Source organism: Apibacter sp., from assembly GCF_025291155.1.
In the GTDB taxonomy this organism is placed as follows: domain Bacteria; phylum Bacteroidota; class Bacteroidia; order Flavobacteriales; family Weeksellaceae; genus Apibacter.
Window position 1 is genome coordinate 19,711 of sequence record NZ_JAMBJZ010000006.1, and the last position, 25,197, is coordinate 44,907.

The 25,197-nt window shown below is 30.7% G+C and carries 33 protein-coding genes; 15 read left to right on the forward strand and 18 right to left on the reverse strand.

The genetic code is table 11. The features are described from left to right. Positions 1-68 precede the first annotated feature (68 nt). Positions 69-2,222: a ribonuclease R gene (gene rnr, locus M3Z80_RS01365; RefSeq protein ID WP_293916818.1), complete on the forward strand. Its 2,154-nt coding sequence runs from the start codon at positions 69-71 to the stop codon at positions 2,220-2,222. A 76-nt stretch (positions 2,223-2,298) separates the two neighbouring features. On the opposite strand, the gene M3Z80_RS01370 is transcribed toward rnr, so the two are convergent. Next, complete coding sequence (locus tag M3Z80_RS01370; protein ID WP_293916820.1) at positions 2,299-2,838, reverse strand: methylated-DNA--[protein]-cysteine S-methyltransferase; 540 nt, start codon at positions 2,836-2,838, stop codon at positions 2,299-2,301. A gap of 17 nt (positions 2,839-2,855) precedes the next feature. After that, entirely contained in the window at positions 2,856-2,984 is a 129-nt protein-coding gene (locus tag M3Z80_RS01375) for a hypothetical protein (protein ID WP_293916822.1), read from the reverse strand. A 144-nt stretch (positions 2,985-3,128) separates the two neighbouring features. On the opposite strand from M3Z80_RS01375, the gene M3Z80_RS09850 reads away from it, so the two are divergent. Further along, complete coding sequence (locus M3Z80_RS09850) at positions 3,129-3,332, forward strand: hypothetical protein (RefSeq protein WP_293916824.1); 204 nt, start codon at positions 3,129-3,131, stop codon at positions 3,330-3,332. Between the two features lie 283 nt (positions 3,333-3,615). Here the strand turns inward: M3Z80_RS09850 and trpA are convergent, their stop codons facing one another. The 10 genes from trpA to M3Z80_RS01430 form a co-directional block, all read right to left on the reverse strand. Further along, complete coding sequence (gene trpA, locus M3Z80_RS01385; protein ID WP_293916826.1) at positions 3,616-4,389, reverse strand: tryptophan synthase subunit alpha; 774 nt, start codon at positions 4,387-4,389, stop codon at positions 3,616-3,618. Continuing rightward, positions 4,386-5,012 carry a phosphoribosylanthranilate isomerase gene (locus M3Z80_RS01390; RefSeq protein ID WP_293916828.1) on the reverse strand — a complete coding sequence of 209 codons (627 nt, stop codon included), beginning with the start codon at positions 5,010-5,012 and terminating at the stop codon, positions 4,386-4,388. Before M3Z80_RS01390 ends, trpA begins: the two co-directional genes overlap by 4 nt. Positions 5,013-5,027: 15 nt before the next feature. Then, the gene (gene trpC / locus M3Z80_RS01395) at positions 5,028-5,810 is read right to left on the reverse strand and encodes an indole-3-glycerol phosphate synthase TrpC (protein ID WP_293916830.1); all 783 of its coding nucleotides are present in this window, start codon (positions 5,808-5,810) and stop codon (positions 5,028-5,030) included. 22 nt (positions 5,811-5,832) lie between these two features. Then, positions 5,833-6,261 (reverse strand): hypothetical protein, encoded by a 429-nt coding sequence (locus M3Z80_RS01400; protein WP_293916832.1) that lies wholly within the window; start codon positions 6,259-6,261, stop codon positions 5,833-5,835. Between the two features lie 26 nt (positions 6,262-6,287). After that, a complete protein-coding gene (trpD, locus tag M3Z80_RS01405; protein ID WP_293916833.1) occupies positions 6,288-7,286 on the reverse strand; it encodes an anthranilate phosphoribosyltransferase in 999 nt (332 codons plus the stop codon). Positions 7,287-7,292: 6 nt separating this feature from the next. Further along, positions 7,293-7,859, reverse strand: coding sequence for an anthranilate synthase component II (locus tag M3Z80_RS01410; RefSeq protein ID WP_293916835.1), 567 nt, complete (start codon positions 7,857-7,859; stop codon positions 7,293-7,295). A gap of 11 nt (positions 7,860-7,870) precedes the next feature. Then, complete coding sequence (locus M3Z80_RS01415; protein WP_293916837.1) at positions 7,871-8,410, reverse strand: cysteine hydrolase family protein; 540 nt, start codon at positions 8,408-8,410, stop codon at positions 7,871-7,873. A 5-nt stretch (positions 8,411-8,415) separates the two neighbouring features. Then, on the reverse strand, positions 8,416-9,807 hold the full coding sequence (locus M3Z80_RS01420; protein WP_293916839.1) for an anthranilate synthase component I family protein: 1,392 nt from the start codon (positions 9,805-9,807) through the stop codon (positions 8,416-8,418). Between the two features lie 3 nt (positions 9,808-9,810). After that, positions 9,811-11,016 carry a tryptophan synthase subunit beta gene (trpB, locus tag M3Z80_RS01425; protein WP_293916840.1) on the reverse strand — a complete coding sequence of 402 codons (1,206 nt, stop codon included), beginning with the start codon at positions 11,014-11,016 and terminating at the stop codon, positions 9,811-9,813. A 474-nt stretch (positions 11,017-11,490) separates the two neighbouring features. Then, entirely contained in the window at positions 11,491-12,819 is a 1,329-nt protein-coding gene (locus tag M3Z80_RS01430; protein ID WP_293916841.1) for an OmpA family protein, read from the reverse strand. 207 nt (positions 12,820-13,026) lie between these two features. On the opposite strand from M3Z80_RS01430, the gene M3Z80_RS01435 reads away from it, so the two are divergent. Further along, complete coding sequence (locus tag M3Z80_RS01435; protein ID WP_293916842.1) at positions 13,027-13,446, forward strand: deoxycytidylate deaminase; 420 nt, start codon at positions 13,027-13,029, stop codon at positions 13,444-13,446. 19 nt (positions 13,447-13,465) lie between these two features. Here M3Z80_RS01435 and hisE read toward each other — a convergent pair whose 3' ends face one another. Continuing rightward, positions 13,466-14,035, reverse strand: coding sequence for a phosphoribosyl-ATP diphosphatase (gene hisE, locus M3Z80_RS01440; protein WP_293916844.1), 570 nt, complete (start codon positions 14,033-14,035; stop codon positions 13,466-13,468). A gap of 134 nt (positions 14,036-14,169) precedes the next feature. Between hisE and M3Z80_RS09780 the strand changes: the two genes are divergently transcribed. From M3Z80_RS09780 to M3Z80_RS01455, 4 genes are all read left to right on the forward strand, one after another. Continuing rightward, positions 14,170-14,346 carry a hypothetical protein gene (locus tag M3Z80_RS09780; protein ID WP_366519840.1) on the forward strand — a complete coding sequence of 59 codons (177 nt, stop codon included), beginning with the start codon at positions 14,170-14,172 and terminating at the stop codon, positions 14,344-14,346. A gap of 83 nt (positions 14,347-14,429) precedes the next feature. Next, positions 14,430-14,864 carry a MotA/TolQ/ExbB proton channel family protein gene (locus M3Z80_RS09785; RefSeq protein ID WP_366519841.1) on the forward strand — a complete coding sequence of 145 codons (435 nt, stop codon included), beginning with the start codon at positions 14,430-14,432 and terminating at the stop codon, positions 14,862-14,864. Positions 14,865-14,867: 3 nt separating this feature from the next. Then, positions 14,868-15,272: an ExbD/TolR family protein gene (locus M3Z80_RS01450; RefSeq protein WP_293916846.1), complete on the forward strand. Its 405-nt coding sequence runs from the start codon at positions 14,868-14,870 to the stop codon at positions 15,270-15,272. A 3-nt stretch (positions 15,273-15,275) separates the two neighbouring features. Then, the gene (locus M3Z80_RS01455; RefSeq protein WP_293916849.1) at positions 15,276-16,184 is read left to right on the forward strand and encodes a ferric siderophore ABC transporter substrate-binding protein; all 909 of its coding nucleotides are present in this window, start codon (positions 15,276-15,278) and stop codon (positions 16,182-16,184) included. 74 nt (positions 16,185-16,258) lie between these two features. Here M3Z80_RS01455 and sufB read toward each other — a convergent pair whose 3' ends face one another. Then, on the reverse strand, positions 16,259-17,713 hold the full coding sequence (sufB, locus tag M3Z80_RS01460) for a Fe-S cluster assembly protein SufB (RefSeq protein ID WP_293916852.1): 1,455 nt from the start codon (positions 17,711-17,713) through the stop codon (positions 16,259-16,261). A gap of 355 nt (positions 17,714-18,068) precedes the next feature. Between sufB and M3Z80_RS01465 the strand changes: the two genes are divergently transcribed. Next, positions 18,069-18,494 (forward strand): hypothetical protein, encoded by a 426-nt coding sequence (locus M3Z80_RS01465; protein ID WP_293916854.1) that lies wholly within the window; start codon positions 18,069-18,071, stop codon positions 18,492-18,494. Positions 18,495-18,547: 53 nt separating this feature from the next. Here the strand turns inward: M3Z80_RS01465 and M3Z80_RS01470 are convergent, their stop codons facing one another. Together M3Z80_RS01470 and M3Z80_RS01475 are read right to left on the reverse strand one after the other, a co-directional pair. After that, entirely contained in the window at positions 18,548-18,877 is a 330-nt protein-coding gene (locus M3Z80_RS01470; RefSeq protein ID WP_293916857.1) for a HesB/IscA family protein, read from the reverse strand. Between the two features lie 92 nt (positions 18,878-18,969). Further along, a complete protein-coding gene (locus M3Z80_RS01475; protein ID WP_293916858.1) occupies positions 18,970-19,737 on the reverse strand; it encodes an alpha/beta fold hydrolase in 768 nt (255 codons plus the stop codon). 207 nt (positions 19,738-19,944) lie between these two features. Between M3Z80_RS01475 and M3Z80_RS01480 the strand changes: the two genes are divergently transcribed. Together M3Z80_RS01480 and M3Z80_RS01485 are read left to right on the forward strand one after the other, a co-directional pair. Next, positions 19,945-20,781 carry an OmpA/MotB family protein gene (locus M3Z80_RS01480; RefSeq protein WP_293916860.1) on the forward strand — a complete coding sequence of 279 codons (837 nt, stop codon included), beginning with the start codon at positions 19,945-19,947 and terminating at the stop codon, positions 20,779-20,781. A gap of 131 nt (positions 20,782-20,912) precedes the next feature. Further along, positions 20,913-21,299, forward strand: coding sequence for a DUF3127 domain-containing protein (locus tag M3Z80_RS01485; RefSeq protein ID WP_293916862.1), 387 nt, complete (start codon positions 20,913-20,915; stop codon positions 21,297-21,299). A 298-nt stretch (positions 21,300-21,597) separates the two neighbouring features. Here M3Z80_RS01485 and M3Z80_RS01490 read toward each other — a convergent pair whose 3' ends face one another. Both M3Z80_RS01490 and M3Z80_RS01495 read right to left on the reverse strand, forming a co-directional pair. After that, entirely contained in the window at positions 21,598-21,837 is a 240-nt protein-coding gene (locus M3Z80_RS01490; protein ID WP_293916864.1) for a hypothetical protein, read from the reverse strand. Between the two features lie 204 nt (positions 21,838-22,041). Next, positions 22,042-22,287, reverse strand: coding sequence for a hypothetical protein (locus M3Z80_RS01495; protein ID WP_293916865.1), 246 nt, complete (start codon positions 22,285-22,287; stop codon positions 22,042-22,044). A gap of 403 nt (positions 22,288-22,690) precedes the next feature. Between M3Z80_RS01495 and M3Z80_RS01500 the strand changes: the two genes are divergently transcribed. From M3Z80_RS01500 to M3Z80_RS01520, 5 genes are all read left to right on the forward strand, one after another. Beyond that, positions 22,691-23,101: a helix-turn-helix domain-containing protein gene (locus tag M3Z80_RS01500; protein ID WP_293916866.1), complete on the forward strand. Its 411-nt coding sequence runs from the start codon at positions 22,691-22,693 to the stop codon at positions 23,099-23,101. A 10-nt stretch (positions 23,102-23,111) separates the two neighbouring features. Continuing rightward, entirely contained in the window at positions 23,112-23,243 is a 132-nt protein-coding gene (locus M3Z80_RS01505; RefSeq protein ID WP_293916867.1) for a hypothetical protein, read from the forward strand. A 278-nt stretch (positions 23,244-23,521) separates the two neighbouring features. After that, positions 23,522-24,184 (forward strand): leucyl/phenylalanyl-tRNA--protein transferase, encoded by a 663-nt coding sequence (gene aat, locus M3Z80_RS01510; RefSeq protein ID WP_293916868.1) that lies wholly within the window; start codon positions 23,522-23,524, stop codon positions 24,182-24,184. 38 nt (positions 24,185-24,222) lie between these two features. Continuing rightward, a complete protein-coding gene (locus M3Z80_RS01515) occupies positions 24,223-24,930 on the forward strand; it encodes a tetratricopeptide repeat protein (RefSeq protein ID WP_293916870.1) in 708 nt (235 codons plus the stop codon). Beyond that, positions 24,930-25,197, forward strand: a 268-nt coding sequence (locus M3Z80_RS01520) for a 6,7-dimethyl-8-ribityllumazine synthase (protein ID WP_293916872.1), incomplete at its 3' end; no start/stop codon positions are given. The genes M3Z80_RS01515 and M3Z80_RS01520, both read left to right, overlap by 1 nt.

Consider the following 25,197-nt stretch of genomic DNA (forward strand, 5'->3'; position numbering starts at 1 on the left):
TCATTTCACATTTTTGTGTAGAGTGTTATTATTTATCTCAGCGAATATTTAATTAAAATTTAAATAGTATGACTAAAAAAAAGAAAATATTTTCTTCTAAACATAAAGAAAAACTACGAAATTTAAAAAGAAATATACTTAATATTTTTATTAAAAACCCAAATAAACAATATAATTATAAACAAATTGCTACCATATTAGATTATAAAAATCCCAGACAAAGAGAATTTGTAATACAAGGGCTTCACAGTCTGGTATCTGAAAAACAACTGTTGGAGATCAAAATTGGAAAATATCAAATTAATTCTCAAAAAGAATATGTGATAGGTAAAATTGATTTCAGTCAAAATGGCAATGCTTATCTAATTATTGAAGGACTTGAAAAGGATATTTTTATTCCTAAAGGAAAAACAGGAAAAGCATTACAAAATGATACAGTAAAAGCTATTGTACACCAATTTAAGAATAGGAAACCAGAAGGAGAAGTTATAGAAATTATTGAGCGTTTCAAAACTAAATTTGTTGCAAAATTTGAATATTCTTCAAATAAAAATTTTGGTTTTGCTGTAGTAAACAAATCTTCAATACATACAGATTTTTTCATTCCGAAAGAAAAATTTAACGGAGCTAAAAATGGCCAAATAGTAGTAGTTGAACTTCTAGAATGGCAAGATAAAGAAGATAGTCCAACCGGTAAGATCATTGAAGTATTGGGAGATCCTGGAGAAAATGAGACTGAAATTCATGCCATTTTAAGTGATTATGGACTACCTTATGAATTTCCCTATTACGTAGAAAATGAGGCACAGAAACTCGATACTCGAATTTCTGAGGAAGAAATTTCCAAAAGAAGAGATATGCGTACAATAACCACCTTTACCATTGATCCGGTGGATGCAAAAGATTTCGACGATGCTCTTTCCATTGAAAAATTAGATAATGGAAATTGGGAAATAGGTATCCATATTGCAGACGTTTCGCACTATGTGAAACCTGGAACCTTGCTAGATAAAGAAGCGTATGAAAGAAGTACATCTGTATATTTAGTGGATCGAGTAGTTCCTATGCTTCCAGAAGTTTTAAGTAATAATGTGTGTTCCTTACGCCCTAATGAAGATAAGTATACTTTCTCGGCCCTATTTGAGTTGGATGAAAAAGCAATGGTAAAAAAGCAATGGTTCGGACGAACTGTAATCCATTCTGACAGAAGATTTACCTATGAAGAAGCACAAGAAATTATTGAAGGAAAGAAGGGGGATTTTGAAGAAGAAATCCATATCCTTAATAATCTAGCTAAACTTCTAAGGGAAGATAGAATGAAAAAAGGGGCTATATCATTTGATAAAATTGAAGTAAAATTTAATTTGGATGAAAATAAAAATCCCGTTGGAGTTTATTTTAAAATAGGAAAAGACAGCAATCATCTTATTGAGGAATTTATGCTTTTGGCTAATAAAAAAGTATCCGAATTCGTGAGCACCAATAAGACAGGAAATCCAACCGATAGAACTTTTATTTACAGGATTCATGAAGATCCAGATCCGATAAAGCTATTATCTCTTAAGCAGTTTGTAAATACCCTTGGTTACGACATAAATATTACTAATAAGAAAAAAACGTATCAATCTATTAACAAACTACTTACCGAAGTAAAAGGAAAAGGTGAAGAAAACATGATTGAAACATTGGCTATCCGAACCATGTCTAAAGCTAAATATTCAACTGAGAATGTAGGCCATTATGGGTTAGCTTTTGATTATTATAGTCATTTTACCTCTCCTATACGACGGTATCCCGATGTTATAGCTCATCGCCTTTTACAGGATTATCTAGACAAAAAACCTTCTGCCAATAAAGAGATCATCGAAGAGCAGGCTAAGCATTGCAGCAATATGGAAAAATTAGCTGCTGATGCAGAACGAGATAGTATTAAATATATGCAGGTAAAATTTATGGAAAAACATATTGGAGAATCTTTTGAAGGAGTTATTTCCGGAGTTACCGAATATGGAATTTATGTGGAAATTAAGGAATTTGGTACAGAAGGAATGATAAAAATAAGAGATATTCGGGAAGATGATTATCGATATGATGAAAAATCATATTCAATTATCGGTCAAAGAACAGGTAACCAATATCAACTGGGAGATACCGTTTACATAAAAGTAATCAAAGCCAATCTGGAGAAAAAGCAATTAGATTTTGAATTAATTGATAATTGAAAAGATTTATGTGCCCCATAATTTAAATGTAAAAATTGATATATAGCCATTTATCGATATAGGGTTTATCTATTATTTATAACAATTTTAATTGTAACGGAAAACTTGACTCTAATTCCAGTAACTTTTTCTTTCTCCAAAGCCCTCCGCTATAGCCTGTTAAAGACCCATCGGAACCTATTACTCTATGGCAAGGTATCAAGAGCGATATTTTATTCATTCCGTTAGCTTTAGCCACAGCTCGAATTGATGAGGGTTTGCCCATCTGCTGAGCTTGAATCGCATAGGTGGAAGTTTTACCGTAAGGTATTTGAAGAAGTATTTTCCATACATCTTTTTGAAAATCTGAACCAACCCAATCCAGAGGAATTGCAAATTCTTTTAAATTTCCTTTGAAATAAGAATCCAATTGTTGTTTTAAGGGTTTAAAAAATTTACTTTCTCCTTGTATTATGGGTGAGTTGAAAGCCTGAGTAATCATTCTAAGTTTTGTTTCCAATATTTTACAATCTGAAAATTCCAATAAACAAATACCATTTTCTGAAGCACAAGCGATCATTGTGCCTAGAGAAGTTTTTATTCGAGTAAGGGTTATCAACTGTTTATCTTTTCTCATTTTAGGTGAATTTCCTGTTATTTTTTTAATGAATCCATAAATCCACTTAATAACTCATATCCGGAATCAAATTCAGCATAGACTACAAATTCACCTTCTTTATGATTTTGAAGCGCCTGATTAATCCTATAAATTTTCTGATACATATGAAAAATTATTCCATGATTTTTTTTCGAAAACCATTTCTTATTTTATTAAGAATCAATTCCTTTCTTTCTTAAATTATAACCTTTTAATTTAATATTCATATGATCTTACAGAAATTCCAATAAAAATACGTACATACTGAGATGTCTCTCCATTTTTTTCCACAAGACGGCAAATTTTACATTTGCGGTCATCTGTTAGCAATAGTTTATTTGGTTGATGAAAAAAATTCTACATTTTCAAATCTAAGTTTTCGAACAGAACAAGTAGGACGACAAAATATCCCTGTAATTTATATTTTCACGATAAAAGTTCTTTCAAACGCACTATCTTTTATCAATAATTAATTATAAAACAATATATCCTATTCATCATAGGAAGCATTTTTCTGTGTATTTTTAAATCAATAGGATTTGAATCATCAGTTTTTACAAATAATAATTTTCATTTAAAAAAAGATTAAGCTTTTTTCTTAACTATAAGAACCTATACATCATCTTTTATAGAAATTATTCTGATTTTACAAATTGAAAAGATTCCATATCATATAATTTTTATACAAAAATATCCTATTTGTTATTTATGCTACAACCGAAAAATTAACAACTATTTTTTATAACTAAAATTTGATCAACTTTTTAGAGATGTCTTTAACTCTTGAATTGCCTTTTCCACTGAGTCATTAGTTTTCAACAGAGAGATAAATTTACTCCCTATAATAGCCCCGTTGGCATTAGATTGCGCAGCCTCTAATGTCTCTTTATTGGATATTCCAAATCCGATTAAACGAGGATTACGCAACTTCATGGAATTTATCTTTTTAAAATATTCCAACTTTTTATCGTCAAAGCTTTTTTGTGCTCCTGTCGTAGATGCAGACGAAACCATATAGATAAATCCGTCTGTATTTTCATCAATCAAACGTATTCTTTCCTCAGAGGTTTCGGGTGTAACCAGCATTACAACTTTTAGATCGTAAGCATCACAAATCGGCTTGTATTCAGAAATATAGTCATTAAAAGGTAAATCGGGAATAATCGCCCCGTCTACTCCTACTTCTTTACATTTTTTACAAAATTTTTCAAATCCGTATTGCATAATCGGGTTAAGGTATCCCATCATTATTAATGGTAATTCAGCTTCTTTCCTAACTTCTTTAATTTGCTCGAAAAGTAATTTTAGGTTCATTCCGTTTTTCAAGGACTGAGTACCACTTTCTTGAATGGTAGGTCCATCTGCCATAGGATCTGAAAAAGGTATGCCTACTTCGATTAAGTCAATTCCGTTTTTTTCGAGTTCTTTTATTATTTTACCTGTATCATTAAGATTCGGATAACCGGCAGTAAAATAAATGGAAAGAATGTTTTTTTGCTTTTTATTAAATAATTGTTTTATTCTATTCATAACTTTATTTGCTGTATAAATTGCTTAACTAATTCTATATCTTTTCTACCGGGCTCTATTTCAAAATTGCTATTTATATCGAGACCGTATAATTTAGGGTGTTGTATTTCTTTAATTTTTTCTACATCTTCTATTGAAATTCCTCCACTTAGAAAAAAACGCTTTTCTCCTTTATAGGAATTTAATATTGACCAATCAAACTTTTTTCCTGTACCACCATATTGCTGACTTTTAGTATCAAAAAGAAAGAAATCACAGAACTCTTCGTATTCTTTTGTTAGATTTAAATCATTAACCCCTAGTATACTAAAAGCTTTAATTACGTTGATTTTCGGAAAATTTTTTACAATATTTTTGCAATACATTTGGGTTTCATTTCCATGAAGTTGAATTGCATTAAGATCATATTTTTCGACAATATTGAAAAGGTTCTCTTGATTCTCATTTACAAAGACTCCTACTTTCATCATATGAGTAGTACTTGAATGTATTAATTTAGGAGATAATTCTCCAACATATCGTAAAGATTTAGGGTAAAATATAAATCCCATATAATCCACAGGCAATAACGACAAATTTTCTATATTATCAGGATGTTTCATCCCGCAAACTTTAACTTTCATTTATTTAAAGTTATATTATTTGAGTTCGCTTATAAATTTTTTTAATGCTTTACCGGGATCTTCAGTTTTCATAAAATTTTCCCCCATTAAAAAACCTTTATATCCGACTTGCATTAGTTCTTTTACTGTTTGTGTAGAAGAAATACCACTTTCAGAAATTTTTAAAAATTCTAAAGGTATTTTCTCACTCAATTCGAAAGAAACTTGTACATCCGTAACAAATGTTTTTAAATTACGGTTATTTATTCCTACCACATCTACCCATTCATTAATATAATCCAGTTCATTCTCATTATGTAATTCCAAGAGTACTTCTAATCCCAATTTTTTTGCTTTCATTGCCAGCTCTTTGGTTTTTTCTACAGTTAAAGCAGCAGCAATCAATAAAATTGCGCTAGCTCCATAAGCCTTAGCTTGGTATAATTGATATTCATCAATCATAAAATCTTTACGAAGTAGTGGCGTTTGAGTTAATTTTTCTGCAAATTCCAAATCTTGTAAAGTTCCGCCGAAAAAATCTAGATCTGTAAGCACTGAAATAGCACTGGCACCATTTTCAGAATAAAATGGGATAATTTCATTAACTTTTGCTTCCTTAAAAATCCAGTCTTTGGAAGGAGATCTGCGTTTAAATTCTGCAATAATACCGGTAGAAGAATTTTGTATGGATTTTTTTAATGAATTTCTATTTTTTATATGCTGAATTTTATTTTCAAGGCCTTCTATAGTTACTATCTGCTTTGAATTCTCTAATTCTTTCTTTTTACAAGCAATAATTTTATCTAATATGGTAGGCATAATAGTGTTTTTATATAGTGAATTAATCTCGTGAATTGTGGTAATCAAGTCCATCTATGAGCTTAGTATCTATAAATTCATACTCCGAATTATTAAAATCTCTACTCGATTGAACAAGTCTGAATTTTACATGTTGATCATCAAGAATTTCATAAAAATAGGTATCTATAAATTTTGTATTATAATGTAGCTCATAAAACTTTCCGTCTTCCGTCCACCATTCGCCTTTATCGACAACGGCACTTCCTTCTTCCCCATCAGGTACAGCTACAAATAAGAGAAGGAAAGTTCCATCGTTATATCGTTGCTGTACCCAATATTTGGCTACTCCTTCTTGATTTCCTTTTTCCGATCCTTGCCAAGAACCTACTAATCTATTTTCTCTTTCTTTAGTTTGTGTATAAGAAAATATGCTGAACCATATGAAATTCAAAAGAATTAATTTTTTCACTTTTTCGCGTTTTTTAATTTATGTTGCTATTTATTAATATCAAGAAATTTCTGAAAAGTTTGCTTCGTTTTTCCACTTTCCAATGATTCTCGAGCTTGATTAATACATTCTTCAATTGATAATCTTGGGTTTATATTGTTTATAGCAAATGCCGAATTTGCTATTACTGCATTTTTTTGGGCTCGTGTAGCCTGATTACTGATTACATTATCAAAAATTTTGGAGGCTTCTTCCGGTGTATTTCCGCCATCTAATTCAATTTGTATACACTTTTCCAACCCGATGTCTTCCGGAGAATATATATGTTCACCGTATTGAGTTACCACTTTAAAATTATCGGTTAAAGATATTTCGTCATACCCGTCTAAACTATGTACAACAGTATAATTACAATCCGTATTTTGATATAAGTAATAATATAAGCGAGACATTTTGAGGTTAAAAACTCCTAATACATTTCTTTTAGGCTTGATAGGATTGACTACAGGACCTAACATATTAAAAAAGGTTCGTACCCCTAATGCTTTTCTAACCGGTGTAACCACTTTCATAGCATTGTTAAATAAAGGAGCATGTAAGTAGGCTATATTCGTTTCATCTAAAGAACGTTCAAGCTTATCGATATCTGAAGTAAACTGAACTCCATGTTGCTCCATTACGTTGGATGCTCCGCTTACGGAGGTAGCTCCATAATTTCCATGTTTTGCCACTTTATATCCTGCACCGGCTACAACGAAACAAGAAAGCGTCGATATATTAAATGTATTTTTATTGTCTCCTCCGGTACCAACAATATCTATAGGATCATACTTGGCTAATGGTGAAACATCTGCACATAGATCCATAAGAGCATCTCTAAAGCCAAAAAACTCATCTATGCTAATATTCCTCATAAGAAATACACTGATGAAAGCTGCGATTTGTGATTCATTATATTCGTCAGCAGCCATTTTGGTCAATACCTCCTTTGCTTCTTCTCTGTTAAGATATTGATGTTCGAACAGTCTATTTAATAGTTGTTTCATATCAACTTAATTTTCTAAAAAATTTTTTATAATGGTTTTTCCGTTAGGAGTTAGTATAGATTCCGGATGGAACTGAACTCCATGAACATCGTACTGTTTATGCTTCAATGCCATAATTTGTTTATCTTCGTCTATAGCTGTTATAACAAGATCGTCCGGAAAATTGTTACTGTTTACAATCCAAGAATGATATCTTCCTACCTCTATTTCGGGACCAAGATCTTTAAATATATAATCGTCCTCTATTATTTTTATTTGGGTAGCTACCCCATGATATACATCTTGCAAATTGGATAATTCTGCATCAAAAGCCTCTCCAATAGCTTGTTCTCCTAAACATACCCCTAATATTGATTTAGTGGGAGCATAGTGTTCAATTAAAGAAAGTAATAGTCCTGATTCAGAAGGAATTCCCGGGCCCGGAGATAAAATTATTTTATCATATTTTGAGATATCGGATAACTGAATCTGATTATTTCTAAAAACGTCTACATCTTCATAGTTTAATTCCTTTATCAGGTGAACTAAATTATAGGTAAAAGAATCATAATTATCAAAAACAAGTATCTTCACTTTTTTACTATTTAAATTACAAATTCTTTAGCTGTGATTACAGTTGCATAATAATAGCTTAAAGCTGCTAAAAACGAATTTTGCACTTCTTTAGCTTGTATTTTCTCTCCATTAATTTCAAGATCGCATGTAGCACAGGCATCTCCTATTAAGATACAAGTATAGCCAAAGTCTTTTGCTGCTCTTGTCGTTGCATCTACACACATATGGGTCATCATTCCGCAAATGATTAATTCATCGACTTTGAGTTTTTTTAATGTGTCTTGAAGATCCGTATTGATAAAACTATTAGGAACATTTTTTGTTATGATTGCTTCGCCTTCCAGGGGTTGAACATTCGGATGTATTTTAACTCCTTGAGTATTGGGAAGGAAAAAGGTTGCATTCGGTCTTGAAGAAACATGTTGAATATGAATTACCGGTAGCTTTTCATTTCTAAATTTTTCTAATATTTTTTTAGCTCGTTCACTTGCTTCTAAAGAATTTTTTAAAGTATTTTTCCCTCCTTCAAAGTAATCATTTTGGATATCAATGATAAGTAATGCTTTCATATTTTTTAATTTTTTAACTCTTCCGCTAAATTGATAGCCTTTTTTAATGCTTTTAATTTGTTGTTCGCTTCTTTTAGCTCCTCTTCAGGATTTGATTTGGATACTACCCCGGCGCCAGCTTGATAATACAAAATATTGTTTTTGCTCAAAAATGATCGTATGGTGATTGCCTGATTTAAATCTCCTTCTAAACCAATATATCCGATACATCCTCCATAAATTCCTCTCATATGTTTTTCAATATCACGCAAAAGCTGCATAGCTCTTACCTTTGGTGCTCCTGATAAGGTCCCTGCGGGAAACGTATCGGCAAATACGGATATACTGTTCTTATCTTTATCAACTATTCCGCTTACCCTTGATACTAAATGAATAACGTGTGAAAAATATTGGACACGTTTATAAAAATCTAATTTTACCTCATGGCAATTTCTACTCAAATCATTGCGTGCCAAGTCTACTAACATTACATGTTCAGCATTTTCTTTTTCATCTTGTAGAAGCCTTTCCGATAATTCTCTATCTTTTTCATCGTTGCCTGTTCTTTTATAAGTCCCCGCTATAGGATCTATATATGCATGTCCTTTATTGATTTTACAATGGGTTTCAGGTGAAGAACCGAAAATACGATAAGAGCCAAAATCAAAATAAAAAAGATAAGGCGAAGGGTTAATGGAGCGCAAAGCTCTATATACTTTAAAATCGTCTCCTGTAAATGTTTGTGAATAGCAACGGGAAGGTACTATTTGAAACACATCGCCTCTTTTGCAATGTGCAATCCCTTTTTTTACATATTCTTTATATTCTTCATCTGTGATAAAACTTATCTCGTTCCCTTTTGTTTTAAAATTGTAAGAAGCAAAATTATTATTTTGTAATAAGGCTTCAAGAGTATGAATTGTGGAATTTTCTCCTTCAGGTATATTTTCGACTATAACCAATTCGTTCTTTAAATGGTTGATTACTAAGATAAATCGGTAAAATATATAATACAGTTCCGGTATATTTGCATTTTCATATTTATTATTTTCAGGATCAACAGCCTCAAAATATCGAATACTATCGTAGGAAGTGTATCCAAAAAATCCATTAATTTTCGTTGGATTTTCTCCTTTCAAATGAAAACTTTTTATAAAATCATCAAATTCTGTTTCCAAAGGATTTATTAATTTTTTCTCCATTGCATGCCCATTGACCTCAGTTGTGATAAAATGATCTTTAACTTTAAATTTAGCCAGTGGATCCATCGCTATAAAAGACGAACTATCTTCTCCAGCATGAAAATCAGAACTCTCCAATAACGCTGATTCAGGAAAGGCATCTCGAATTTTTAAATAAATTCCTACGGGAGTTTGTAGATCTGCTAATAATTTTTTTGTTTTAACCTGTATTTCCATGCTCTATCCGTTTCGTTTTTTCTGTTCTTTTATATAGGTATCCATATCTTTATCTCCTCTTCCTGAAAGACATATGACAACCACATCATCCTCTTTAAAATTCTTTTTACTCAATACTCCCAACGCGTGTGCTGATTCAATAGCAGGAATAATACCTTCTAATCTTGTTAATTCAAAAGCTGCTTCAATAGCTTCTTCGTCAGTTATAGCCAACACTTCTGATCGTCCGGTCTTAGCTAGATATGCATGTAGAGGACCTATTCCCGGATAATCCAATCCTGCCGATATGGAATATGGTTCTTCTATTTGCCCATCTTCTGATTGCATTAGCAATGTTTTGCTTCCATGAATTATACCTAATTTTCCCAAATGTATAGTAGCAGCAGATTCTCCGGAGTTTAGTCCTTTTCCTGCTGCTTCTGCCAATACAATTGATACGGATGGTTCATTTAAAAAATGATAGATTGTTCCGGCAGCATTACTTCCTCCACCTACACAAGCTATTAAATAATCGGGATTTTTCCTGTTTTCTTTTTCTAATAGTTGTTTTCGAATTTCTTCACTGATTACAGACTGTAATCGAGCTACCATATCAGGATACGGATGAGGACCTACAGTTGAACCGATGATATAATAAGTATTGGAGGGATTAGAGCACCAATCTCGAATTGCCTCGTTAGTAGCATCTTTTAATGTCATATTTCCGCTAGTAACTGGAATAACTTGTGCGCCGAGCATTTGCATTTTCTCTACATTCAATTTTTGTCTTTCAACATCTACTTTTCCCATGTAAATAAAGCATTGCATATTCATTAAGGCACATACGGTGGCAGTGGCAACTCCATGTTGACCTGCTCCGGTTTCGGCAATTATACGAGTTTTACCCATTCTTCGCGCCAAAAGTATTTGCCCGATTGTATTATTAATTTTATGAGCTCCCGTATGGTTTAAATCTTCTCTTTTGAGGTAAATTTTACATCCATATTTTTGAGACAACCTTTTTGTTAGATATAAAGGAGAGGGTCTACCCACATAATCTCTTAGTAAATCATGATATTCTTTTTGAAATTTAGGATCTTCTAAAACTTTTAGGTAGCTGTTTTTTAACAACTCTACATTTTGATAAAGAATTTCCGGAATATAGGCTCCTCCAAATTCCCCATAATAACCTTCTTGATCAACATTATACGTATGCATCTTTTTTTTCATTTTAGTAATTAAATATTTAAAAAACAAAAAAACCTACCGCGAACACGGTAGGTTTTTCTTTATTTTTAATAGTTTATTTAAAATAATATACCTTTAATGCCCACGGCTATCGAAGCTGAGAGCACCACCAAGATCTATTATTAAAAAATATTGTTTTCACTTTTCCTGATTAATTCAACAAAAATAATAATTATCTTTTTATTATCCAAAAACTAAATTATGTTTTTATATTTTTTTTAATTTTCATAAATTAAGAGTATTTGATGCTCTTTGCTTATCATTCCCCAAAGTTTCATTATTTTCACTTATATCATTGTAGGAAATTATAATATTCTTAATAACAATCTTATGATTCAGTATGAAATAAAAAAGCCCACTCTTTAAAATAAAGAATGAGCCTTGTTGAGAGTTTTTAAGGTTTTTATCTTAATTGAAGTTTTGATTCATTTGCTATATTACATTCTCATCAAAATTTTATTTTTCAAAACGCAAAGAAATTCTTCTATCTTTAGCTCTTTCTTTATCAGAAGCATTTGCATCTACTTTTGCAAATTTAGACCCATATCCTTCTGCTCCATCTACTCTATCTCCATAACCATTTTTAACAAAAATATCTCTTACCGTATTTGCTCTTTGTTGTGATAATTTTAAATTATCTTGATCATTTCCTTTTTTATCTGTATAAGCACCAATTTTTATTTTAACATTAGGAAATTCTTTAAGTATAATTCCAATATTTTTTGCTTGAGTTTCAGATTCCGGAGTTAATTGCGTTCCACTTCCGAATTCAAAATTGATTCCATCAAAGTCAAACCACTTATTTTTTAAATCTTCATTAGATGCATTTTTATATTCATCGGATTTTAAAAAATTTACCATTTTATCTTCTGTTCCTCCCGGAAATGCATTAATAACTGCTCCACTAGGTAATGTGATGGGTAATAATTCTTTTATCTTTTGATCTGTTGTGTTGTCGAGATTATCCGTACTAGTTTCTGCTAATGTATCCTGGCCAGTCTTTTTAGGTTCTACTTTCTGTATAGAATCATTCACTGGAGTTGCGGTTCCTTTTCCTTTAGAGCATCCATTTTTAGAGAATAACCATATTATTAATATACCTGCAAGTAAAAATATTATAAGCCATTTTAACCAACCGCCTCCGGAATGTTTTTCCATCTTATCTTTATATTCGTGATAAGTATCTTCTACTTTATCTTTAACTTTTTCAGCAGTTTCTTTTGTCTGAGTAGTAACTTTATTAAAAAATGAATCTCCTAGATTGGAAATGGAAGACACTCCCAATATTCCGGCTAAGCCTGACGGTATAGATGATAAAAAGCCATTTTTTTCTGAATTTATCTGTCCTAATAATCCTTTAAAATTTCCTCCTGAAATTAATTTCTGCCCTAAAAATCCAGCAACCAATGGAGATAGTACACCCATAAGCTTACTGGTGCTTTCATTCTTTAAGCCGGATGAAGAAGAAATCAAGGAAGAAAAGTTTCCTAATTTATCTCCAAAAAGAGTATGCAAAAAGCCTGAACTTATGTTTTGCGTTTCAGAATCCATTTTTCCCGAAAATAATCCTTTTACATTAATTAGGGAAGGGATATTTCCTGCTTGTTTTAATATATTTTCTAATTTGTTATCATCTCCTTTTTCTAGAACTGCTCCGAATAAGCTGGAAACTGCTGTTCTTATGGCTGAAGTTACTTTTCCTATATCTTCACCTAATTCTGAAGATATGCCAGAAACAGCATCGGGGGTAATTATTTTCTTTAATGAATCTATTAGATTTTCCATAACAAAATTTTTTCGGTGTTAATTATACTATTATTTAATTTTGAGATATTTTATCTTTCATTTATGACAATAATTATTCCAAATAATTTTTATTATTTATAAAAAAAATTATTTAAGGATAATATTTCTCTTTTATAATAGTAGCTAAATTTTAAAAAGTATAAATATTTTGTAAAACATTTTAGTAAAAAAATGTAATTTCATCTCATGAAAACGAAATACGATATAGCCTATTTGCGCATGGCTCTGGAATGGGGCAAGTTATCATATTGTGAAAGAAAAAAAGTAGGTGCATTAATTGTAAAGGACCGTATGATTATTTCGGATGGATATAATGGAACTCCAACGGGATTTGAAAATGTATGTGAAGATGACAATGGGTTTACTAAATGGTATGTTCTTCATGCAGAAGCTAATGCTATCCTTAAGGTTGCCGCTTCTACCCAATCGTGTATAGGTGCAACATTGTATGTTACTTTATCCCCTTGTCGAGAATGTAGTAAACTTATTCATCAAGCCGGTATTACACGTGTAGTTTATATTAATGAATATTCGGATACAAGTGGAATTGACTTTTTAAAAGAGGCTGGAATTGAGATTGAGCAAATTAAGGAGGCAGTTGTTTAAGTTTTTAAAAATATCCTTATTAAATTTTCCTCTTTTGTAATTTTAATTGCTTTAAAATATCATCCAATAGAAATCCTCTTTCTTGTAACAATATTAAATAATAATAAAATACATCTGCTGCTTCATCTTTAAATAATTTATCGTTTTCTCTGGCTGCTTCTATTACAAGCTCAACTGCTTCTTCTCCAAATTTTTGGGCAATTTTTGACTTTCCTTTTTTTAAAACTGTTGTAATATGAGTGTTCTGCTTTTCTCCTTTAATGCTTTTCCCTATCTTTTTCTCTAAAGAACTTAAATAGGAATATGAATTTTTATTTTCTTCAGCAAAATCCGTGGTTATTATATATTTTTCCGAATCTTTATTGGCTTTTACTTTTATTAATATGACCGATTTATCTTTATTCCAAAAGCATTCTTCCCAAATATATAAATCATCGTAGGATACATCATTTAAATAAATCTTTCTTTCTAATTGTGATTTCTTAATTAAAGTATCAGTACTTATTCCTGATGCTAAAACTTTACCTGTTTTATTATCCTGAATAATAGTAATAATTCCTTTTTCTTTACTAAAATTAGTATCTTTCATTCTTTTTAAGAATTAATAACACGAAGTTACTATTTTACTTCTAATCTTATATGATTATATTTAATAAAAGACTAACAATAATTCCTACCTTTGCACAAATATTTTAAAAAACTCTTATACAAAAAAGGATTTATATGAACGATTCTTTAAAAACCGTACAAAAGGTACTTGCACAAGGTGAAGAAATTAGTGAAAAACAATTTTCTCTCTTAGAAATGTTAACGCACGGAGGACCTATCGGCATATTTGTAATGATTTGTCTATTTTTATTATTTATGTTTTCCCTTTACATTTTTTTTGAACGTTTTTAACTATAAAAAGATTTTCAAATAAAAATTCTTCTATATTAAACGATATTAAAGATCTTATTCATCAAGGAAATATTAACGCTGCTTTGGATCTTTGTAAGAGAACCCGTACCCCTGAAGGAAGAATTCTTTATAAAGGACTGATGAGAATCGGTAAACCCACCCGTGATATCAGTGATGCTATTGAAAACACTGCTCAATTAGAAATTTTTGAACTAGAAAAAAACGTGGGTGTATTAGGAACTATTTCAGGTGCTGCTCCTATGTTAGGTTTTCTAGGTACGGTAATCGGGATGATCATTGCTTTTTTTGCTACCAGTGCTCAAGATCAGGCAAGTGCTCAAATGTTAGCAGGAGGTATTTATTCAGCAATGGCAAATACTGCAGCTGGATTAATTGTCGGTTTATTAGCCTATTTATTTTATAACATCTTGGTTATTCGTATTGATCGAAGCGTATATTCTTTACAACTTACTGTTATTGATTTTCTGGACATTTTAAATAAACCCGTTACTCATTAATTTATGAAATTACGAAGTAGAAATAGAGTTTCTCCGGAATTCAGTATGGCCTCCATCACTGATGTAATATTTTTATTACTTACTTTTTTTATGCTTACCGCATCGGCAAACCAATCTGCTTTAAATATAAAATTGCCTAATGCAAAAGGGCAGGAAATGCCTACTGAAAGAGTTTATATTGGGGTATCTATGGATGGAAAATACTTTTTAAATAAAAAAGAGATAGCTAAAAACGAAATTGAGACTACTTTAAAAACCTTATTTAGTACTAATTCCTCTCCAACATTCGTCATTGCGGCGGATGAAGAGGCTTTACATAAAGATGTTGTTTTTTTGATGGATATAGCAAACAGAAATAAGTATAAGGTTTTAATTGCCACAAACCCGCACATTTCAGACGATAAATAGGTTATGAGTGAAAGTTATAGAATTAAATATTATGATAATAAAAAGCAAAAGTTAATTAGTGGTACTCTTACCATTTTAATTTCGGGAGCTTTATTATTATTTATTTTAACTTATAAAACCGTATTTATAACAGTTACTCCACCGGTTTATATAGATATTAACTTCGATATAGATGATTTGGGTGCTAATTTTGGGACCGATGAAGTAGGGCTTGGAGAAGAAGAACCGGCTGACCAGGAAGTTTTACGTGGAGAAGGGAATAATGCAAGAGCTGAAAATTCAGAAAATAATATATCTACGAATGATTTAATGCAAGAAGAAAATAAAACTATTCTTGCCCATCAAAACGATTCCAAGGAAAATATACCTGAACCTGTAAAAAAAACTGAAACTAAAAAAAATAGTAAAACCAAAAACTCTTCTAAAAATACCAATAATTTACCTATCAAAAAGTCCAAAACTAATACTGTTGCCGGAGTGGGAACAGAAAATTCTACAGTAGGTGGTAATCCCAAAGGAAATGCTGCTCTTGGAAATCTAATTAAAGGAAAAGGAACTAGTACTTCTTCAACCGGCGAAGGAACGGGAGGAAGGCCTGGACAGAATCAAGGAGTTGAAACCGGAGGAAATGGAAATGGCGGCGAAGGTATTGGCAATGGGAGAAAATTAATTAGTTTTATCCCCGGAACTATGGGAAGAGGGGGTAAGGTTCCCGAGCATAATTGTGCTGGTTCAGGAACTATTATCTTCTCTTATACTCTTGATAAAAACGGAAATGTTATTTCCGTAAGTCGAAAGTCGGGAATAAATAATACTTGTTTGCTTAATACAGGAATAAAGTGGATTAAACAATATGTTAAAGGTAACTCCGGTACTAGATCTGTAACCGGTACGTATAAAATTAATTTTTAAAATTAGCAGAAATAATTCTTAAAAAAATAAAAAAACTTCCTATTTGATAGAAAGTTTTTTCCTGAACAAATAAATCATCCTACGCTTCCTTCTAATGAAATTTCTAGTAATTTCTTTGCTTCTACTGCAAATTCCATGGGAAGTTTATCTAACACTTCTCTACTAAAGCCGTTTACAATTAATGCAATCGCTGTTTCTGTATCGATTCCTCGTTGATTGCAATAAAAAATCTGATCTTCACCTATTTTAGAAGTGGTTGCTTCATGCTCCATCTGCGCGGTTTTATTTTTAATTTCTATATATGGAAATGTATGGGCTCCACAATTATTTCCCATGAGTAGAGAATCACATTGGGAGAAATTTCTTGCATTATCTGCTTGAGGTAAAATTTTTACTAATCCTCTATAGCTATTTTGTGATTTTCCTGCAGATATTCCTTTAGAAATTATTGTGGATCGTGTATTTTTTCCAATATGAATCATTTTTGTTCCGGTATCCGCCTGCTGAAAGTTATTGGTTACTGCTATAGAATAAAATTCACCAATAGAGTTATCTCCTTTTAAGATACAGGAAGGATATTTCCATGTTACTGCAGAGCCTGTTTCTACTTGTGTCCAAGATGCTTTAGCATTCCTTTCACAAAGGGCCCTTTTAGTCACAAAATTATAGACCCCTCCTTTTCCTTCTTTATCTCCAGGAAACCAATTTTGAACTGTTGAATATTTTATTTCTGCTCCTTCTAATGCGATGAGCTCGACCACGGCTGCATGTAATTGATTTTCGTCTCTTTGTGGTGCCGTACATCCTTCCAAATAGGAAACATAACTTCCTTCATCTGCGATTAAAAGAGTCCTTTCAAATTGACCTGTTCCTGATTGGTTAATTCTAAAATAGGTAGATAATTCCATCGGACATTTTATTCCTTTAGGAATATAGCAAAACGAACCATCAGAAAATACTGCTGAATTTAAGGCCGAATAAAAGTTATCGTCTTTTGGAACTACTGTACCTAAATATTTTCTTACTAAATCCGGATGTTTTTGAATGGCCTCACTAATTGAACAAAAAATAATTCCTTTTTCCGCTAAGGTTTCCGAAAAGGTGGTTTTAACTGAAACACTATCAATCACAGCATCTACTGCTACTCCTGTCAATCTTTTTTGTTCCTCTAAAGGAATGCCTAATTTCTCAAAAGTATTAATTAGTTCTGGATCTACCTCCTCTAAACTCTTTAATTCTTTTTTCTTTTTGGGTGCGGCATAATATTTTATACTATTGAAATCAGTTTCTTTAAATGTAACGTTCGGCCAATTAGGGGCTTCCATTTCTTTCCACAATCTAAAAGAATCTAATCTCCATTCCAACATCCATTCAGGCTCATTTTTTCTTTTAGAGATTTCTCGAACTATCTCTTCATTTAATCCTGTGGGAAAATCTTCATATTCTAAATCTGTGGTCCAACCGTACTCATAGTCTTTTTGCTCAAGGTCTAACCGTAATTCTTCTTCTGTATATTTTGCTTTGCTCATTATTACTTGATTCAAAGGTAACCCATGTTACCTTATTAAATTAAACATAGTTGGTTCTTGGTACAAAAATACTTAGATTATTATACATTACGAAAGCTCATTAATAGATTTTTTAAATAATGAGATTTCAAATTTTATGTAAACTTATTGAATGTTTAACTAAAATAAATATATTAAAAATTTTTACTATTTGTATTATAATTCCTATAAATGCGATATTGCCTTTTTTCTTATTTTTAAAAGATGTATTAATAGATTACTATTGAAATAAATATATAATTGATAATTAGCATTATATCTTTATTGCAATATTTAAATCATTTTTTTTATACATTAGCCGAAAATAAATTTTTATATGAAGAAAATAGTTTTACCCTTTGTGATTTTTAATTTACTTACTTTCATATCTTGTAAAGATGATAAGAAAGCTTCTGAGATACAAGAAATAATAGACCCCGACTCTCAACATGAAGAAAACCAGAAAAATGAAATTTCAAAAGTTCAATCCAACGAAATTTTAAAACATAAAATTCCTACGTTTGATGATCCTAAAATTCAAAAATATTTGGCTGAATACAAGGATTATATAGATGAATATATAGATGCTGCCAAAGCAAAAGATATAAATAAGCTAACTGAACTTACTAAAAAAAATCAAAAATGGATTATTATACGAAAAACCATTCTTGAAGAATTGTCTTCTAATCCTAAAGAATTTCAAAAGTATAAAGATTATATAGAAAAACTGGATAGTATGGTTGCTGAAGTGATGACTAAATAAAAATGAAAATATTAAAAAAACCTTCTTTATAGAGAAAGTTTTTTTAATATTTTTTATATTGCAAAACTTTCTCCACATCCGCAAGTCCTTTGGGCATTGGGATTATTAAATATAAAACCTTTACCGTTCAAGCCCCCTGAATATTCTAATGTAGTTCCAACTAGATAAAGGAATGATTTTTTATCCACCAATATTTTAATTCCTCTATCTTCAAATAATTTATCTTCAGGGTTTTGAATATGATCAAATTTTAACTTGTATGATAACCCAGAACATCCACCACTCACTACCCCTACACGTACGAAATCTTTAGAATTATCAAAACCACTTTCTTTCATTAATTCAATGATTTTTTTTTCAGCTTCTTGAGATACCTTTATCATATATTTACAACAAATAGATTTATATACATACAAAATTACAAATAAATACTATTTTTAATACATACCTATTATAAGTATTACTAATAATTTAATTACTTATAATTTTGTTTTAGCCAAGTTTGTAAAATTTCTAAACATTCTTCTGGTGCCTCTAGAGCTCCCATATGACCGGTTTCTAATTCATAAATTGAAAGTTTTTTAACGCCTTCCATTTTTTTTATTAATTCGGAATTTTTAATTGCATTATCATATTTTCCAATGATAATGAAAATTGGCTTTCCTAAATCCCTTACCACATCTGTTCTATCCTTACGAAGTCTCATCCCTTTTAAAGCCGCAGATATTCCTGTCAATGAAGCGTGTTTAGCCCATTTGATAGCGGTTTTTATTTCCGATTGTAATTTAGGTACATTTTGAGGGGCAAATAAGTTAGGTATTGATAGGCGAAAAAATTCTTTAGGATTTTTAACTACCACTTCTGCTGCTTTTAACCGTTGTTCTTTTTTTATATCATCGTCCGGTAATGTAGTTGAATAGAACAATCCTAATCCGGACACCTTATATTTGTATTGCTCTGCAAAAGCTAATGCTACATACCCTCCCATAGAATGGCCGCTAATAATTACTTCATCTATTTTCAAATGTTCTAAAACTTTATTTACCTTTTTAGCCATATCTTCCATTCTATTTACTTCATTTGTTTTTTTAGAAGACCTTCCATGTCCGGGTAAATCTATGGCTATCACTCTATATTTTTTAGATAATTTATTTTGAAAAAATCTCCACATTCTTGAATTTTCCAAAAAACCGTGTAAAAAAACTATTGTTTTGCCTTTACCTTTATCTCTGTAATATAGCATACTGTTATAAGTAATTAATAATACAAAAGTACAACTTTTTACTAAGTAACTCTCGAATCTGTAACAGCTAATAATATTTATACTGATATTTATACCATTTTTAAATTTAATTTATTATTTTTACAGTTATAATTTGTCAGAGAAGCTTTAAATAGCTTACTTTTGATTAATTATTTTAACTAAAATATATATAAATATAAAGAGAATATGAAAATTATTAAATTAGCATTGCTATCTTCTATCGGCTTTTTAGCAATGTCATGTGTAAGTAGAAAAGAATTTGAACAGGCAAAAGCTAATTATGAATCTTGTTTAGAAAGAAACGTTGATAAAGATCGTACAATTACTTCATTAAAAGAGAGAAATAACTCTTTGGAAGAGCAAATGAATTTGATAAGAAAACAAAACGATGTATTACAGCAAAATTTAGCTGATTGTATGGCTACAGGTAAAGCTGGAACTGATAATATTGATAAGCTTATCGGACAAATTAATGCATCTAACGCATACATTAAACGTTTGACAGAAGCACGTGCAAAAAATGATTCTTTAAATCTTGCCTTATCTAATAAACTAAAACGATCTTTAGATAACTTAAACGATAGTGATGTAGATGTTCAGGTACAAAAAGGCGTTGTATTCATCTCCTTATCTGACAAAATGTTATATAAATCCGGAAGCTATGATGTACTTCCTACGGCAGAAAACGTATTAGAAAAAGTAGCTAAAATCATTAATGACTATAAGGATTATGATGTACAAGTTCAAGGATATACTGACAATGACCAATTCAGAAGCTCAACTGCTGGCTGCATAAGAGATAATTGGGATTTAAGCGCTATGAGAGCAACTTCAGTGGTTAAGCTTTTACAATCTAAATTCGGTGTTGATCCTGCAAGGTTACTTGCCGGAGGCCATGGAGAATATCAACCAAAAGTTCCTAATACAAACCCTGAAAATAAAGCTGTTAATAGAAGAACTGAAATTGTAATTCTTCCGAAATTAGATCAATTTATGCAATTAATGGATCAAAAGATAAAATAAAAAATATCTTTTTTATATCATATATACAAGGGTCTCTTTAGTGAGACCCTTTCTTTTATCAAAACTCTGTAATGTCTTTTTTCGCTGAAAATAATTTTTTATTTTTGTATTTTAAACAAAAAACAGAAGTTATGGAAATAGCAGGAAGAATAAAATTAATATCAGATATTCAGACATTTGATAGTGGATTTAGAAAAAGGGAAGTGGTGGTAACTACTGAAGAACAATACCCTCAACATATACTAATTGAACTTTTGGGTGATCGAGTAGATATTATTAATTCTTTTAATGTAGGCGATGATGTAAGAGTATCTATTAATATAAGAGGGCGTGAATGGGTTAACCCACAAGGTGAAACTAAATATTTTAACAGTATTACAGGATGGAGAATTGAAAAACTAATGCCTGTATCCGGTATGGGACAAGAAAATCCTATGGCTCAGCCATCCGCTCATGTATCTTCTGCACCTTCAAACCCTATTATGCAAGAAGAAGAGGATGACGATTTACCTTTTTAAAAGTAGTATTAAAAGGAGCATTTAAGCACCTAATCAGAATAGTAAACTAAAATTTCAAACAAAAGTACTAATTTAACATTTGGAATTTTAGTTTACATTTAAAATTATAATTTTTGGATAAAATTTCATCCATCCATACGTTAAAAACTACAGTAAGCCTCAAAAAAAATGAGGCTTACTATATATCTAATTTAAAAAAGGATTAAATTATCCTTCCATGATATTTTTACGATATATTCATTTTTTTAATTCATATTTTTTACTTTATCTTAAAAGAAATTTAAGATTACCATTTATTTCAGTATTTTTCTGCTACAAGAGTCTCTCCACTTCTTACAGCGCATATACAATTTCTATTTTCTTTTTTTAATAACTCTCCATAAATTAAATATTTAAAAGATTTTCCATTCAACGATTTTGGATATCCTTGAAAATTGTTGTTGTTAAATCTTTCAGTCGCTGATGTAGGGCATTCATTGTTTAATATTTCGTATTTGGTGAATGGATTGAAAAATTTGACAGATTCACCTAAATTCATATTCATATTTCCTACCGATACGGTAGAATAATATATCCATCCATCATTATCAGCATCTACTATTTCACAGTAACAACTAGCTTCATTTCCTTAAGCAATAAACCAAGATTGCCCGTTTACTCCTTGGATTTTAATCAGAGATATATCCCTTATATCACACTTAAATCTTGAATTCAGTTTATCTATCTCAGTTATAACTATTTTTTACACCCTAGATATTTCATCTAATGTGGGGGAGGTAATGTTAGAAAATAGTAACGTACCTTTAAATTGCAGTTTTTTAGGTTCTAATTTCCTTACAACATACTCACAACCTCTTTGCTTTTCTACGTATTTAAACCCGGCATTAAAATCAGGGTAAAAGGATTCTAATTGTTCATAACTTAACACCTCGTTAGTATTATTTTCTACTATATATTGCCAATATCTATTAATAAATGAGCGGTACATCTTTTACCTGCTTTCTAAAGTGTCAGTATGTAGAGAAAATTCACCCGGTTGGTTAAATATTATATTGTATAAAGTATTATTTATTAAAAAGTGCTTCTATTCTGATCTTTTGAAACTAATTTGTAACAATCAATAATTGCTTTCATTTCATAATAGTTTCCTCCAAAAGTTATGCGATTGTCATAACTAAAAAATCATCTTTGTTGTTTATATAATCAGAGGATTGCTTGAGATACATTACTCCTAAATATTTGGGTTTCTTTTTCTGTTTTGTTTTCATATTAATATCATTTAATATTCTTGTTATTTAATAATTACATTACTTTTGTATATGTAACACAATAAAAATATACTTATATTTAATATTGTTCTATATTAAATTATTAAAATTATTTAATAATACATGTCTATAGGATTGAGAATAAAAGAGTTGAAATTGAGTATAGGGCTTGGTCAGATTGATTTTGCCAATAAAATTGGAATTAAACAGTCCCCTTTGTCTCAAATGGAGAGTGGTAAAATATTTCCATCAATAGATACTATATCAAATATTATACGTGAATTTAATATTTCTTATTCTTGGTTAATTGACGGAGTAGAAGATAATCCTTTAAAGGACATAAAGAAATTTGCCATATCAGAGCATTTACCTAAAATAGTAACAGTAGATAGTTTGCAAAATGACAACATAGTATTAGTGCCAACCAAAGCTGCAACAGTATATCTTTTATCTTGTAATGATCCTGTTTTTATCAGCGAATTACCTAGTTTTCATTTGCCTAATCTACATAATTTTTCGCATATTTCAGTTTGATGGTCATTCTATGTATCCTACACTACAAAGTGGTTCGTATGTAGTTGGTGAATGGCTAGGAAACTGGGAAAGAGATGTAAAAGATAATAAAGTATATATAATAATTACCAATGATGGGAGTAGTAAAAAGAGTTATCAATAGAATAAAGAAGTATAATAATCTACTTTTAAAAAGCGATAATCAACGTGAATATCCTAATTTAAACATAGCCCCCCAAGAGATTATTGAAATTTGAAATGTTAAAATGTATCTTTTTTTATATTACCCGATCCTGCTATAATATATGATAAGGTTAATGATTTAGAAGCTGAAGTGGAGCATATAAAAAAGATGCTTAAAGATAGAACTTGAATAACTTCAAAATTTAAAGTTACTAATTTGTAATATTATTCGCTTTAATTAAATTCTTTTTTAATAATATGATTTGGTTAACAAAAAAATTAGAATTCCCGGATATTCATAAAGCTGATGAAAGTGGTCTTCTTGCTATCGGTGGAGACCTTTCTCCTGAACGGTTGCTTCTGGCTTATAAATCCGGTATTTTTCCTTGGTATAATCCCAATGAAATCATACAATGGTGGTCTCCGAATCCTAGGTTTGTACTCTATCCGAATAAATTAAAGATTTCTAAATCAACACAGAAAATTTTAAATCAGGAATATTTTCATTTTACGGAAAATCAATGCTTTTCTGAAGTAATTTCTCAATGTGCCTCTATTAAAAGACCCGGACAAAGAGGAACATGGATAACCGATGAGATGTTTAATGCTTATTGTACTTTACATGAATTGGGATTAGCAAAAAGCGTTGAGGTTTGGAAAAACAATGATTTGGTAGGAGGATTTTATGGGATCGATTTACATATAGTTTTCTGCGGCGAAAGTATGTTTTCAAAAGTAAGTAATTCTTCTAAATGTGGTTTTACCTATTTCGTACAAAAACATTCCCATCAGTACAAACTGATTGATTGTCAAATTCATTCTTCTTATCTAGAACAACTAGGCGCAGAAGAAATATCTCGTGAAAAATTCAAAACCTTCTTAGAGTGTAGGGAAATTAAAAATTTGCATTTCAATTTATAATTGCCTATTTTAGCGCACTAAAAAACACATTACGGCTCATGTCAAAACATACAGGAAAGCACAATTACGCAACTAAAGAAATTTTAGATTCTTTAAATACTTCCGCCATTGATGGAGAGAAATTTTTACAAAAGTATGCCAAACCTATTGGTATCTTTTTTGGAATAGTAATTATCGCTGTTTTAGGCTATGTAATTTATGATAATTATGTTATAACTCCAAAAAATATTGAAGCTTCTAATCTTATGGTTGATGCTGAAAATTTATATAATGAAGGAAAGACAGATCAAGCATTAGGAGGAAAATCAAGCGGTATTTCAGGATTTATAGATATCGCTGAAGAATACGGTTCTACTAAAACGGGAAAATTTGCTCATTTATATGCAGGAATTGCTGAATATAAAAAAGGAAATTATCAAAATGCACTGGAACATTTTAATAAATTCGATACTTCAGACAAAGATTTAAAAGCTGTAAAATACGGAGCAATCGCAGACACTTATGTAGAGCTAAATAACACAGATGAAGCATTAAATTTTATGACTAAGGCTGCTAATGAAAGTTCCACCGCTGCTACCGCTTATCAATTTAATAAAAAAGCCGGTATATTAGCTATGTCTTTAAATCAGAATGAAAAAGCCTTAGAGTTTTTCAAAAATATTAAAGATAAATATCCTGATATCGATACTTCCGGAGAAGTAGATGCATATATTGAAAGACTTACATACGCAACAGGAAAACAATAATGGCAACAACAAACTTATCTATCTACAATAAGGAAAATTTACCCAATGCCGAAGCCTATCGTTTCGGTATTGTTATTTCAGAATGGAATTCTGAAGTTACTTATAATTTACACCAAGGCGCTATTGATACTTTACTGGATTTAGGAGCAAAAGAATCTCAAATAGATTCAGTATTTGTTCCCGGTTCTGTGGAATTAGTATATGCAGCAACACAACTTTGTAAAAAGGAGATCTATGATGCTATAATAATTATAGGATGTGTTATTA